Below are 13,111 nucleotides of genomic sequence, written 5' to 3'. Positions count from 1 at the left end.
TCAGGACTCCTTGCGCATGCCGCGCAGCTGCACCACGTAGGCGATCACCATCGTGATCAGGCCCATGATGATGGCGACCGTCGCGGAGTAGTTGTACTGCTGGCCGGAGAACGACAGCGAGTAGGCGTAGAGGTTCGGGGTGTACGACGTCGTGATCGCGTTGGGTGCGAGGCTCTGCAGGATGCTCGGCTCATTGAAGAGCTGGAAGCTGCCGATGATCGAGAAGATCGTCGCGATCACCAGGGCGCCGCGGATCGCGGGGATCTTGATGGCCCGGACCACCTGCCACTGCGACGCCCCGTCGATCTCCGCGGCCTCGTACAGCGAGTGCGGCACGACGCGCAGCGCGGAGTAGAAGATCAGCATGTTGTAGCCGACGAACTCCCAGGTCACGATGTTGCCGATCGCGGCCAGGATGAGGTCGGGCGACAGCGGGTCGGGGATGGCGGTCCCGAGCAGATCGTTGAGGTTGCCGACCAGCCCGAAGCGGGTGCCGTACATGAAGCCCCACATCAGGGAGGCGACGACGGCAGGGACCGCGTACGGCATGAAGATCGAGATGCGGAAGAAGCTCTTGCCGTAGAGCCGCCCGCCGTCGATGGCGAGCGCGACGAGCAGGGCGATGCCGAGCATGATCGGCACCTGCACGACGAGGAACAGCGAGACCCGCCCGAGGCCGTCCCAGAACAGCGGGTCGGTCAGCGCCTGCCGGTAGTTGTCGAACCCGACGAACGACGTCCCGCCGACGAGCTGCGTGCGGAAGACCGAGAGGTAGATCGAGTAGGCGATCGGGGCCAGGAACACCAGGGCGAACACGGCCATGAACGGCCCGATGAACTGCCATCCGACCCAACGGCGCCGTGAACGGCGCCAGGCCGGAGCGGCGACGGGTGTCGCCACGGGAGACGTCGTCGTCATGGTCCTCGTCTTCCTCGAAGGGATGGTCGGCTTCCGATGTTGACGTAAACATCGCGATCCGCGGTGACGGATGTTGACGTAAACATGGACTAGGGTGATCGTGCACCCGCCCCCCGGCGGTCGTCAACCCCAGCGGAGCGGCACCGTCGCCGAGACCCGAGGAGCAGCACCGTGACCGAGCGGATCACCGAGGACCCGGGCGCCGCTGCGCCCGCGGCCGTCCGCCCGCTCCCCCCAGCGCCCGTCCGACGGGTCTCGATGGCCGACGTCGCACGCCGCGCCGGGGTGTCCTCGCAGACGGTCTCCCGCGTGTCGAACGGGTACCCCGGCGTCGTCGAGGCGACGCGGCGCCAGGTCCTCGACGCGATGGCCGAGCTGGGCTACCGACCGAACAGCGCGGCGCGGGCGCTGCGCAGCGGCCGGTTCCGCACGATCGGCGTCATCCTCTTCTCGCTGTCCACCACCGGCAACGTGCGCACCCTCGAGGCCATCGCGACGTCCGCCGCCGCCCAGGGCTACGCCATCACGGTGATCCCGGTCGAGGCCCCGACCCAGGGCGGCGTGCGCGGCGCCTTCACCCGGCTCGGCGAGCTCGCCGTGGACGCCGTCATCCTGCTGATGGAGGTGCACCTGCTCGACGCGGCCGACCTCACCCTGCCGGACGGCGTCCCCGTCGTCGTGGCCGACTCCGACGCCGACGACCGGTATCCCGTCATCGACACCGACCAGGCGGACGGCAGTCGCACGGCCGTGCAGCACCTGCTCGACCTCGGTCACCGCACGGTCGTGCACCTGGCGGGCCCGGAGCAGTCCTTCGCCGGCCAGCGTCGCGAGGACGCGTGGCGGCGCACCCTCACCGACGCCGGGTGCGAGGTCCCCGAGGTCTACCGGGGGGACTGGAGCGCCTGGTCCGGGTACGAGGTGGGCCGCGAGATCGCGCGCACCGACGCCACCGCCGTCTTCGCCGCCAACGACCAGATGGCGCTCGGGCTGATGCGTGCCCTCGCCGAGTCGGGACGCGCGGTCCCCGACGACGTCAGCGTCGTCGGGTTCGACGACGTCCCCGACGCCGTGGCCTACCGACCGCCGCTGACCACCATCCACCAGGACTTCGCCGAGGTCGGACGGCGGTGCGTCGAGCTGGTCCTGCAGCGGCTCGACGCCGGTGCGGCCGACCACGGGACCACCCTGGTCCCGGTGCGGATCGTCGAGCGGGCGAGCACGGCCCCGCCGCCCTCCTGACCCGGCCGGGTCAGAGGTCCAGGAGCATGCGGGTGTTGCCGAGGGTGTTCGGCTTCACCCGCGCGAGGTCGAGGAACTCGGCGACACCGTCGTCGTGCGACCGCAGCAGCTCGGTGTACACCTCGCCGGTCACGGGCGTGCCGTCGATCTCGTGGAACCCGTGCGCGGCGAAGAATTCCACCTCGAAGGTCAGGCAGAACAGGCGCTGCAGACCCATCTGGCGCGCCCGCAGGATCAGCTCCTCCACCAGCGCGTGCCCGAGCCCGCGCCCCTTCCACGTCGGGTCGACGGCGAGCGTGCGGATCTCGGCGAGATCGGACCACATCACGTGCAGGGCACCGCAGCCGACCAGCCCGTCCGGCCCGGCGTCGGCCACCAGGAACTCCTGCACCGACTCGTAGTAGCCGACCAGCTCCTTGGCCAGCAGGATCCGCTCGGCGGCGTAGGGCGCCACCAGGTCGCGCACGCCGCGGATGTCCGCAGGGAGCGCGGGCCGGATGCGGAAGGGCGCGTTCTGGTGGTGGGGCACGTCAGAACCCTACGCGCGCCGCCCGCCGGCGGTCCCGCAGAACCGCCGGGCGCACCGGGGCCCGCGGGAGTCGTCAGTCCTGGCCGACGAGCCGCGCTGCGGTGATCTCGTCGATCACCAGGTCGGTGACGACGCCGGCGGCGAGCGCCGCCCGCAGCGGTGCGACCTTGTTGTCGCCCGCGGCGGCGCACAGGCGACGACGGAACCGCCGCAGCTGGTCGGGCGTGGGGCCCGTCGCCCGGGCGTTGATGGCGATGTCGCGGAACGACCCGTCGGGGCGCAGGAACACCGTGCAGACGTCCCCGACGACGTCGGCGGCCTCCAGCGCCGCCACGTCCTCGGGCTCGAGGTAGCCCGCGGTGTACACGTGCGACGGGACGCCGCCGGTCAGCGCCCCGACGGAGAACACGGCGAGGTCGGTCCGGGCCTGCACGTCCAGCACGCGGCGCACCGACCGCTCCCGCCACATCGCGTCGCGGGTCTCGGCGAAGTCGAAGAAGGCGGGCACCGGGAACGGGTGCGCCTGGGCCTCGAAGGTCGCCGCGATCCGGTCGAGCAGGTCGCCGGCGTAGGCGACCCCCGAGGTGCGGTTGTTGGCCGCGCCGTTGAGCTGGACGACGGCGGACCCTCGCGTGGGCTTGTCCATGAGGTGCTCCGCGACGGCGGCCAGCGTCGTGCCCCAGGCGATGCCCAGGACCATGTCGGAGTCGAACCACCGGGTCACGAGTCGCGCCGTCGTGCGGGCCACCTGCCGGAGCCGCTCCGCGTCGTCGGCGGCGTCCGGGACAGGCACGACGTAGGTGTCGATGTCGTGCTCCGCCGCGAGCCGCTGCCCCAGCCCGGGTGCACGCGTGTGCGTCGGGCGCAGCGTGATCTCGACGACGCCGGTCTCCCGCGCCCTCTTGAGCAGCCGCGAGACCGTCGACCGCGAGGTGCGCAGGTGCCTCGCGATCGACTCCATCTTCATGTCCTGCAGGTAGTACATGGTCGCCGCCATGACCACGTCCCGCTCCCGATCGGTCGTCACCGGACCAGCATGGCGCGATCGCCGCGCGTTTGCACGTTCGTGCATCCCGCTTGCGAGAACGTTCGACCGGTGTTGCTCTGGGTACCTGCCCGACCGAGAGGAGCACGACCGATGGCCTCCCGACTCACTGCCGAGTCACGCACCCGCGCCCTGGCGGCGCTCGAGAGCTCGCAGGACTCCGCCACCGAGCTCGACGTCCTCGTCATCGGCGGCGGCGTCACCGGCGCCGGCATCGCGCTCGACGCCGTCACCCGCGGCCTGTCCACCGCGATCGTCGAGGCCCAGGACTGGTCCGCCGGCACCTCGAGCTGGTCCAGCAAGCTCGTCCACGGCGGTCTGCGCTACCTGCAGATGCTCGACTTCTCCCTCGTCCACGAGGCCCTGACCGAGCGCGACCTGCTCCTCAAGGAGCTCGCCCCGCACCTCGTCAAGCCGGTCCCGTTCCTGTACCCGCTCGAGCACCGCATGTGGGAACGCGCCTACGTCGGCGCCGGCATCGCCCTGTACGACACCCTCGCCTCGGTCGCCCCCGGCAAGCGCGCGATGCCGCTGCACCGGCACCTGACGCGCCGGCAGATCAGCCGCAAGTTCCCCGACCTGGCGCACGAGGCCGCCATCGGCGCCGTCCAGTACTGGGACGCGTCGGTGGACGACTCGCGCCTGGTCGCGACCCTCGTGCGCACCGCCGTCGACTACGGCGCCCACGCCGCGACCCGCACCCAGGTCGTCGAGCTCACCAAGAGCGCCACGGGCACGGTCAACGGGGCCGTCGTCGTCGACCTGGAGACCGGTCGCGAGATCACCGTCCGCGCGCGGCACGTCATCAACGCCACCGGCGTGTGGACCGAGGACACCGAGGCCCTCGCCGGCGACGAGGGGGGCCTGCACGTGCTGGCCTCCAAGGGCATCCACATCGTCGTCCCCCGGGAGCGCATCAAGGGGCAGGTCGGCCTGATCCTGCAGACCGAGAAGTCGGTGCTGTTCATCATCCCCTGGTCCCGGTACTGGATCATCGGCACCACGGACACCCCGTGGGAGCTGGACCCGGTGCACCCGGTGGCCACGGCCGCCGACATCGACTACGTGCTCGACCACGCCAACGCCGTGCTGGCCCACCCGCTCACGCGCGAGGACGTCATCGGCACCTACGCCGGCCTGCGCCCGCTGCTGCAGCCGGGCACCAAGGAGGGCACGAGCTCGGCGAAGGTCTCGCGCGAGCACACCGTCGCCTCCCCCGCGCCCGGCCTGACCGTCATCGCCGGCGGCAAGCTGACCACCTACCGCGTCATGGCCAAGGACGCCGTGGACTTCGCCATCGGCCAGCGGGCGCACGCCCTGCCGTCGGTGACCCACCAGATCCCGCTCGTCGGCGCGGTCGGGCTGTCCGCCGTCCGGCGCCAGGCCCGGTCGTGGGCGCAGCGGTACGGCTGGAGCCCGGCGATGGTCGACCACCTCCTGCACCGGTACGGCTCCGCGCTGCGCGAGCTCGTCACGCTGTGCGAGGAGGACCCCACGCTCGCCGAGCCGCTCGAGCACGCGCCGGCCTACCTGCGCGCGGAGATCCACTACGCCGTCAGCCACGAGGGCGCGCTGCACCTGGAGGACCTGCTGGTCCGCCGGACGCGGCTCGTCTACGAGGTGGCGGACAAGGGCCGGGCCGCGCTGCCCGAGATCGCCGACGTCGTCGCACCCCTGCTGGGCTGGGACGACGCCACGAAGCAGAGCGAGATCGACAGCTACACCGCCCGGGCCGAGGCCGAGGACGCGGCAGCCGCCGCGCCCGACGACGAGGGCGCTGCCGCCGCGCGCGGCAGGGCCGGTGACGTGGCGTCGATGCGGCCGCTGCGCACCTGAGAAGACTCCGGCCCGGCCGCCACCTGCTGGTGGTGACCGGGCCGGGACCGGTACGTCGCGGCACCGCTGCCGCGGCACGACGACCCGGGCGAGGTCCCGGGAGACCAAGAAAGCGAGACGACGATGTCAACAGGCGAACTCTTCGTCACCGAGATGCTCGGGACCGGGATGCTGCTGCTCCTCGGTGCCGGCGTGGTGGCGAACGTCATCCTGCCCAAGAACAAGGGCTTCAACGGGGGATGGCTGCTCATCAACTTCGGATGGGGCCTGGGTGTGTTCTCCGGTGTGTACGTCGCCTTCGCGAGCGGCGCGCACATCAACCCGGCCGTCACCTTCGGCATCTGGGCCAGCGGCGCCGCGGAGTTCGGCCCCGGTATCCCCGTCACGCTGGCGAACGGCGTCACCTACATCGGTGCACAGATCGTCGGCGCGGCGCTCGGTTCGGCGATCGCGTTCCTCGCCTACAAGAAGCACTTCGACGAGGAGGCCCCGGCGGCGACGAAGCTCGCGGTCTTCTCCACCGGACCGGAGATCCGCTCCTACCCGTGGAACTTCGTCACCGAGGTCATCGGCACCTTCGTGCTGGTGTTCGTGGTGCTGAACTTCGGCAACTGGCCCGGTGACATCGGACCGCTCGCCGTCGCCCTGCTGGTGGTCGGGATCGGTGCAAGCCTCGGTGGCCCCACCGGCTACGCCATCAACCCGGCCCGTGACCTCGGTCCCCGCATCGCGCACGCGCTGCTGCCGATCAAGGGCAAGGGATCCAGCGACTGGGGCTACTCCTGGGTGCCGGTCCTCGGCCCGATCGTCGGCGGCGTGCTCGCCGGCTTGCTCGCCCCCGTGGTCGCCTTCGGCTGAGACGCCCGCACGACCACCACCACCTACCGCAACGACGCACGAACGACACGAAGGACCCACCATGGCTGACTACGTCCTCGCGATCGACCAGGGCACCACGAGCTCCCGGGCGATCATCTTCGACCACTCCGGCCGGATCGTCTCGACCGGCCAGCTCGAGCACGACCAGATCTTCCCGCAGGCGGGCTGGGTCGAGCACAACCCCGAGCAGATCTGGAACAACGTCCGCGAGGTCGTCGGCCTCGCTCTCACCCGCGCGAACCTCTCGCACGACGACATCGCCGCCGTCGGCATCACCAACCAGCGCGAGACCACCGTCGTGTGGGACAAGAACACCGGCAAGCCGGTCTACAACGCCATCGTCTGGCAGGACACGCGGACGCAGGCGATCGCCGACCGCCTGGCCGGCGACGAAGGGCCCGAGAAGTACAAGTCGATCGTCGGCCTGCCCCTGGCGACCTACTTCTCCGGACCGAAGATCGCCTGGATCCTCGAGAACGTCGAGGGCGCCCGCGAGGCCGCCGACCGCGGCGACCTGCTGTTCGGCAACACCGACACCTGGGTGCTGTGGAACATGACCGGCGGGACCGAGGGCGGCGTCCACGTCACCGACGTCACCAACGCCTCGCGCACGATGCTCATGGACCTCGACACGCTCTCGTGGCGCGAGGACATCGCCGCGGACATGGGCGTCCCGCTGTCGATGCTGCCGGAGATCCGCTCGTCGTCCGAGATCTACGGCCACGGCCGGGCCAAGGGCATGGTCCCGGGAGTGCCCATCGCCGGCATCCTCGGCGACCAGCAGGCCGCCACCTTCGGCCAGGCGTGCTTCGAGGTCGGTACCGCGAAGAACACCTACGGCACCGGCAACTTCATGCTGCTCAACACCGGCACGGAGAAGGTGGCCAGCGAGAACGGCCTGCTCACCACGGTCTGCTACAAGGTCGGCGACGCTCCCGCCGTCTACGCCCTCGAGGGAGCCATCGCCGTCACCGGGTCGCTGGTGCAGTGGCTGCGGGACAACCTCGGCCTGTTCGACGACGCCCCGGACGTCGAGTACCTCGCGGGCAAGGTCGACGACAACGGCGGGGCGTACTTCGTCCCGGCGTTCTCCGGTCTGTTCGCCCCGTACTGGCGCCCCGACGCCCGCGGTGCCCTCGTCGGTCTGACGCGGTACGTCAACCGCAACCACGTCGCCCGCGCCGCCCTCGAGGCCGTCGCGTTCCAGACCCGCGAGGTCATGGACGCCATGCGGGCCGACTCCGGGGTCGACCTGACCGAGCTCAAGGTCGACGGCGGCATGGTCGCCAACAACCTGCTCATGCAGTTCCAGGCCGACCAGGTCGGGGTCGACGTCGTGCGGCCCGAGGTCGCCGAGACCACGGCCCTCGGTGCGGCCTACGCCGCCGGTATCGCCGTCGGGTTCTGGCAGGGCGAGCAGGACGTCCGCGACAACTGGGTCGAGGGCCAGCGGTGGACGCCGTCCATGCCGCAGGACGAGCGTGAGCGGCTGTACCGCGAGTGGAAGAAGGCCGTCACGAAGACCTTCGACTGGGTCGACGCCGACACCAAGTAGTTCCTGAGCACGGGCCGGGGGCCGGCACCGTGCGAGCAGTCGCGTTCACGGCCGCGGGGCGGCCTCCACTTCGGGACGTCGACGACAGCTCGCACGGTGCCGGCCCCCGGCCCAGTCGTGCACCACCGGTCGCACGGGTCGTGCCGGCCCCTCGGCTCGTCCGCGCCCGTGCGGTGCGGGGCGAGGCTCGTAGGCTGGCGTCGTGAAGAGCACCGTCACGAGCGAGTCCTCGTACACGATCCCCGGCGTCCACGTCACCGACCGCACCCTCACGGTCCCCCTCGACTGGACCGCTCCCGCCGACGACCGCACGCTGAGCGTGTTCGTCCGCGAGCTGGTCGCCCCGACCAAGCGGTCCGAGGACCTGCCTCTGCTGGTGTTCCTCCAGGGCGGCCCGGGCGGCAAGGGGCCGCGCCCCACCGGCGCCGAGGGCTGGGTCGGCGAGGCGTTGAAGCGGTTCCGGGTGGTGCTGCTCGACCAGCGCGGCACGGGACGCTCGACGGCGGTGCGCGCCGGCGCGCTGCAGCGGCTCGGCTCGCCGGAGGCGCAGGCGGAGTACCTCACCCACTTCCGCGCCGACTCGATCGTGCGCGACGCCGAACACGTGCGGAACACCGTCTACGGCGGTCGGCGGTGGTGCAGCCTCGGGCAGTCCTACGGCGGGTTCATCACCCTGACCTACCTCTCCTTCGCCCCCGAGGGCCTGGCGGCCTGCTACGTCACGGGCGGCCTGGCCGGCCTGCACGACAGCGCCGAGCAGGTCTACGAGCGCACGCAGGCGCGCGTCGTCGCGAAGAACGCGCAGTACCGCGAGCGCTACCCCGCCGACGTCGAGCGGATCGCGCGGATCGCCGACCGGATCGCCGTCGGTGACGTGCACCTGCCCGGCGGTGACCTGCTGAGCGTGGAACGCTTCCAGTCCCTGGGCATGGCCTTCGGGATGGGCCCCGGGTTCGAGCGGGTGCACTGGATCGTCGACGAGGCGTTCGACGACGTCGCCCCGGACGAGCTGACCGACACCTTCCTGGCCGAGGTGGAGGCCGCGACGTCGTTCGCGACGAACCCGCTGTACGCCGTCCTGCACGAGTCCATCTACGCCGAGGGCGGGGCGTTCGTCCCCTGGGCCGCCGCGGAGGTCCGCGCCACCGACGGCGCGTTCGGACCCGACGAGCGCCCGCTGCTGTTCACCGGCGAGATGATCTACCCCTGGATGTTCGACCAGATCAGCGCCCTCCGCCCCTTCCGGGACGCGGCACACGCGCTCGCAGCCCGACGCGACTGGCCCGCGCTGTACGACATGGAGGTGCTCGCCGCCAACGACGTGCCCCTGGAGGCCGCGGTGTACTTCGACGACATGTTCGTCGACGCCGACCTGTCCCTCGACACCGCGGATCACGTGCGCAACGCCCGGGCCTGGGTGACCAACGAGTTCGAGCACGACGGGCTGCGCGCCGGGAACGTGTTCACCACGCTCCTGGACCGGCTCGACGCCCGCGGCGGCCCCCTCCCCGCGAGGTAGGCAAACCTTCGGCGAGGTAGGCAAGTCTCTCGCGACGTAGGCAATTCCCCGGCGAGGTAGGCCAACTTCGCCGGGGAGTTGCCTACCTCGCGCCAGGGTTGCCTACCTCGCGCCAAGGTTGCCTACCTCGCGCCACCGGAGGCCGCGCTCGGCGGGCAGGGCTGCTGGTCACGCCCGCTCCTCGGGACTCCGCGACGACCGGCCCGCCAACCACCCCAGGTGCGTGTGGTGGAAGGAGTCGGGCTCCTTGAGCCCGTAGCCGAACGCCCGGTCGACCGCGACGTGGAACCCCCAGGTGAGCGCCGTCGTCGTGCACACCACCTGCGCCGTGCCGTCCGCGCCGCTCACGGCCAGGCCGCCCGCCACGAGGCCGAGGAGGACCGGTCCGACGGTCGAGTGCCCGGCGTTGTACCAGGCGGCCCCCGCTCGGGGACCGCGCAGGTACCCGAGCGCCGACAGGTCGACCAGCAGGAAGCCGGCCGGCAGCACCCACCACCAGTCCGGGACCAGCCACACGGCCGCCCCGAGCAGCGCGACGGCGAGGACCAGGCCCTCGAGACGCAGCACGACGCGCGGTCGGGTCAGGACGCTCATGCCGGCACCGTACGCGCACCCGGCGGAGCCCACCCGGCCAGGACCGTGCGGCTCGCGAACGGCGCCGACCTGCGGAAACCTCGTGACCAGCGACGCCGCGACGGCGGCCTGGACCCGGAGGGAGCCCGTGGACGCGGAGACCTGGTGGAACATCGCCCTGGTGCTGGGCTTCGTGCTGCTCGGCGGGGTGTTCGCCGGGACCGAGTTCGCGCTCGTCTCGCTGCGCGAGGGGCAGATCGACGAGCTGGAGCGCCACGGGTCGCGCGGACGCCGGGTGGCCGCGGTCGCACGGGACCCGAACCGGTTCCTGGCCGCCGTGCAGATCGGCGTCACCGTGGCCGGCTTCTTCTCCGCGGCCTACGGGGCCTCGACCCTGGCGCCCGACGTCGCTCCGTCGCTGGAGGCGCTGGGACTGACGCCGGGCGCGGCCTCGACCGTCGCCCTGGTCCTGCTGACGCTGCTGGTCGCGTACGCCTCGCTCGTGCTGGGCGAGCTGGTGCCGAAACGCCTGGCGCTGCAGCGCTCGGTCCAGGTGTCGCTCGTCGTCGGACCACCGCTGGACCGCTTCTCCCGCCTGATCCGACCGGTCATCTGGCTGCTGTCCCGGTCCACCGACGCCGTGGTCCGGCTGCTCGGCGGCGACCCGGGCGTGCGTGCGCCGCAGATGTCGGACGAGGAGCTGCGTCGCATCGTGCTCGAGCACCCGGGACTCTCGCGCGAGGAGCGCGACATCGTCACGGACGTCTTCACCGCCTCCGAGCGCCGGCTCACCGAGGTCATGCGCCCCCGCACCGACGTGACGTTCCTGGTCTCGACCCTCGACGTCGCCGAGGCGGTCGACGCGGTGCACGACCAGCCGTACTGGCGGTTCCCCGTCGTCGGCGAGGGTGTCGACGACGTGGTCGGGTTCGTCCATCTGCGCGACCTCGTGCGCGAGCTGCGCGCGCCCACGGGCCGACGACGGCGGACCGTGCGCGACCTCGCCCGGCCCGCCCTGGAGATGCCGGGCACGAACCGGCTCCTGCCCTCGCTGACGACGATGCGCGAGGACGGCGTGCACCTCGCCGTCGTGCGGGACGAGTACGGCGGGACGGACGGGATCGTCACGCTGGAGGACCTCGTCGAGGAGCTCGTGCGGGACATCCGCTCCGAACCGGACCCGGGCCGCCCCGAGCTCGGTGCCGACGAGGTCGACGCCGGCCTGTCCCTCGAGGACTTCGCCCGGGAGACCGGTGTCGTGCTGGCCGAGGGACCGTACGAGACCGCCGCCGGGTTCGTGCTCGCGACGCTCGGACGTCTCGCGGTCCCGGGCGACGTCGTCGAGACCGACGGGGCCACGCTGACGGTGACCGCCGTCGACCGCCAGCGGATCCGGGCGGTGCGGGTCGAGCGTCCTGGTCCTGCGGACGACCCCGGCACCACGGACGACCCCGACGCCGCAGGTGACGTCTAGGCTCCCGCGCCGCCGTCCTCCGGGTCCGGGGCGTGCCGTTCGAGGAACCGGTAGACGTCGGTGTCGTCGACGCCGGGGAACACCCCGCGGGGCAGCGCGGCGAGGATCTGCTGGTGCATGCGGGCGCTCGGCCAGGAGGCCCGTTCCCACCGGTCGCTCAGGTCCTCCGGCGGGCGGCGGCAGCACGCCGGGTCGGGGCACGTCGAGGTCCGCCGCACCCGGGTGTCCCTCCCGCGGAACCACTTGGCGTGCGCGTACGGCACCCCCACCGTGATGGAGAACTGCCGCCCGTCCGCGGCGGTGCCGGTCTGCACCGAGTCCCAGAACGTCCCGGCCGGGGTGTCGGTGTACTGGTAGGACTCCGTGGCCCGGTCGCGCCGGGTGAAGGCCTCCCGCCCGGGCCACCACCGGCACACGAGCTGACCCTCGATGGCACCCGTGACGTCCTGCGGCAGGGGCAGCCCGTCGTTCGCGTAGCCGCGGAAGAGTGCGCCGTCGTCCCCCACCCGCAGGAAGTGCAGCGGGATGCCGAGATGGACGGTGGCGAGGTTGGTCAACCGCATCGCCGCCGCCTCGTGGGTGACCCCGAAGGAGTCCCGGAAGTCCTCGACGGCGAGGTCCTTGGCCCGCTTGCGCTGCTCGAGGAAGGCCACCGCCGCCGTCTGCGGCATGAGGCACGCCGCGGCGAAGTAGGTGATCTCGACGCGCTGGCGCAGGAAGTCGCCGTACGACCGGGGTCGCTCGTGCCCGAGCACCCGGTGCGCGATCGCCTGCAGCGCCAGCGACCGCAGCCCGTGCCCGCCCGGGATGGACGCGGGCGGCAGGTAGATGCGCCCGTTCTTCCAGTCGGTCACCGACCGGGCCGACCGGGGCAGGTCGTCCACGTGCAGGATCGTCAGCCCGAGAGCGCCTGCCATCTGCGCCACGGTGCGGTGCGTGAGCGCGCCCCCGGTGTACCCGGCACGCCGGGTCATGTCCTCGGCCAGGGACTCGATCTCCGGCAAGTGGTTGTCGCGCTCCTGGCGCTCGTGACGCAGCACCGTGTTGGCGCGGCGCGCCTCCTCCGGGGTGGCGATCGCCTCCTCCTCGCGGCGTGCCAGCTCCTCGTGCAGCCCGACGAGATGTTCCAGGACGGGCACCGGCAGCCGCTGGCTGGGTTTGACGACGGGCAGGCCGAGCGCGCCGAACAGCGGCCCGCGCTGCGCCCGCTCCAGCGCGATCTCCAGGGCGGCCCGGCGCGACGGCGGCTCGTCGGCGAGCAGGTCGGCCAGCGGCACCTCGAGCGCCTCGGCCAGGGACCGCAGCAGCGAGAGCCGGGGCTCGCGGCGCCCGTTCTCCACCAGCGACAGCAGGCTCGGGGCGGACTCCACCTGCTTGCCCAGGGCCTCGAGGGTCAGGCCGCGGGCGGTGCGCGCGTGCCGGATGCGACGGCCGAGGGTGATGAGGTCCGGGGCCTCCGACGACGGTTCGACGGTCATGGATTCACGCTACGTCAAGAAACGCCGATCTTCACAGCGGATTCGGGCCCAAAGCGTGGCGAT

General features: G+C 72.1%; 11 protein-coding genes. 6 read left to right on the top strand and 5 right to left on the bottom strand.

The window, feature by feature from the left end; all coding sequences use genetic code 11:
* Nucleotides 1-918: a sugar ABC transporter permease gene (locus PO879_RS02885; RefSeq protein WP_278236436.1), complete on the bottom strand. Its 918-nt coding sequence runs from the start codon at nucleotides 916-918 to the stop codon at nucleotides 1-3.
* A gap of 171 nt (nucleotides 919-1,089) precedes the next feature.
* On the opposite strand from PO879_RS02885, the gene PO879_RS02880 reads away from it, so the two are divergent.
* On the top strand, nucleotides 1,090-2,160 hold the full coding sequence (locus PO879_RS02880) for a LacI family DNA-binding transcriptional regulator (protein WP_347568613.1): 1,071 nt from the start codon (nucleotides 1,090-1,092) through the stop codon (nucleotides 2,158-2,160).
* A 10-nt stretch (nucleotides 2,161-2,170) separates the two neighbouring features.
* Here the strand turns inward: PO879_RS02880 and PO879_RS02875 are convergent, their stop codons facing one another.
* Both PO879_RS02875 and PO879_RS02870 read right to left on the bottom strand, forming a co-directional pair.
* On the bottom strand, nucleotides 2,171-2,689 hold the full coding sequence (locus PO879_RS02875; protein ID WP_278236435.1) for an amino-acid N-acetyltransferase: 519 nt from the start codon (nucleotides 2,687-2,689) through the stop codon (nucleotides 2,171-2,173).
* 73 nt (nucleotides 2,690-2,762) lie between these two features.
* Nucleotides 2,763-3,716, bottom strand: coding sequence for a sugar-binding domain-containing protein (locus PO879_RS02870; RefSeq protein WP_278236434.1), 954 nt, complete (start codon nucleotides 3,714-3,716; stop codon nucleotides 2,763-2,765).
* 111 nt (nucleotides 3,717-3,827) lie between these two features.
* Here PO879_RS02870 and PO879_RS02865 point away from each other — a divergent pair, with 111 nt between their 5' ends.
* The 4 genes from PO879_RS02865 (at nucleotide 3,828) to PO879_RS02850 (ending at nucleotide 9,523) form a co-directional block, all read left to right on the top strand.
* Nucleotides 3,828-5,570, top strand: coding sequence for a glycerol-3-phosphate dehydrogenase/oxidase (locus tag PO879_RS02865; protein WP_278236433.1), 1,743 nt, complete (start codon nucleotides 3,828-3,830; stop codon nucleotides 5,568-5,570).
* Nucleotides 5,571-5,693: 123 nt separating this feature from the next.
* On the top strand, nucleotides 5,694-6,428 hold the full coding sequence (locus tag PO879_RS02860; protein WP_278236432.1) for an MIP/aquaporin family protein: 735 nt from the start codon (nucleotides 5,694-5,696) through the stop codon (nucleotides 6,426-6,428).
* A 61-nt stretch (nucleotides 6,429-6,489) separates the two neighbouring features.
* Nucleotides 6,490-8,004: a glycerol kinase GlpK gene (glpK, locus tag PO879_RS02855; protein ID WP_278236431.1), complete on the top strand. Its 1,515-nt coding sequence runs from the start codon at nucleotides 6,490-6,492 to the stop codon at nucleotides 8,002-8,004.
* Nucleotides 8,005-8,206: 202 nt separating this feature from the next.
* Entirely contained in the window at nucleotides 8,207-9,523 is a 1,317-nt protein-coding gene (locus PO879_RS02850; protein WP_278236430.1) for an alpha/beta fold hydrolase, read from the top strand.
* Between the two features lie 168 nt (nucleotides 9,524-9,691).
* On the opposite strand, the gene PO879_RS02845 is transcribed toward PO879_RS02850, so the two are convergent.
* The gene (locus PO879_RS02845; protein WP_278236429.1) at nucleotides 9,692-10,117 is read right to left on the bottom strand and encodes a DUF4260 domain-containing protein; all 426 of its coding nucleotides are present in this window, start codon (nucleotides 10,115-10,117) and stop codon (nucleotides 9,692-9,694) included.
* A gap of 127 nt (nucleotides 10,118-10,244) precedes the next feature.
* Here PO879_RS02845 and PO879_RS02840 point away from each other — a divergent pair, with 127 nt between their 5' ends.
* Nucleotides 10,245-11,570 (top strand): hemolysin family protein, encoded by a 1,326-nt coding sequence (locus PO879_RS02840; protein ID WP_278237440.1) that lies wholly within the window; start codon nucleotides 10,245-10,247, stop codon nucleotides 11,568-11,570.
* Here PO879_RS02840 and PO879_RS02835 read toward each other — a convergent pair.
* On the bottom strand, nucleotides 11,567-13,048 hold the full coding sequence (locus PO879_RS02835) for a helix-turn-helix transcriptional regulator (RefSeq protein ID WP_278236428.1): 1,482 nt from the start codon (nucleotides 13,046-13,048) through the stop codon (nucleotides 11,567-11,569). The two genes, PO879_RS02840 and PO879_RS02835, sit on opposite strands and share 4 nt — an antisense overlap.
* Nucleotides 13,049-13,111: the final 63 nt, after the last annotated feature.

This window comes from Isoptericola sp. AK164 (genome assembly GCF_029643425.1).
Classification (GTDB): domain Bacteria; phylum Actinomycetota; class Actinomycetes; order Actinomycetales; family Cellulomonadaceae; genus Isoptericola; species Isoptericola haloaureus.
The sequence above is the reverse complement of the archived record's forward strand: the minus strand, read 5'-3'. Positions and strand labels throughout refer to the sequence as shown.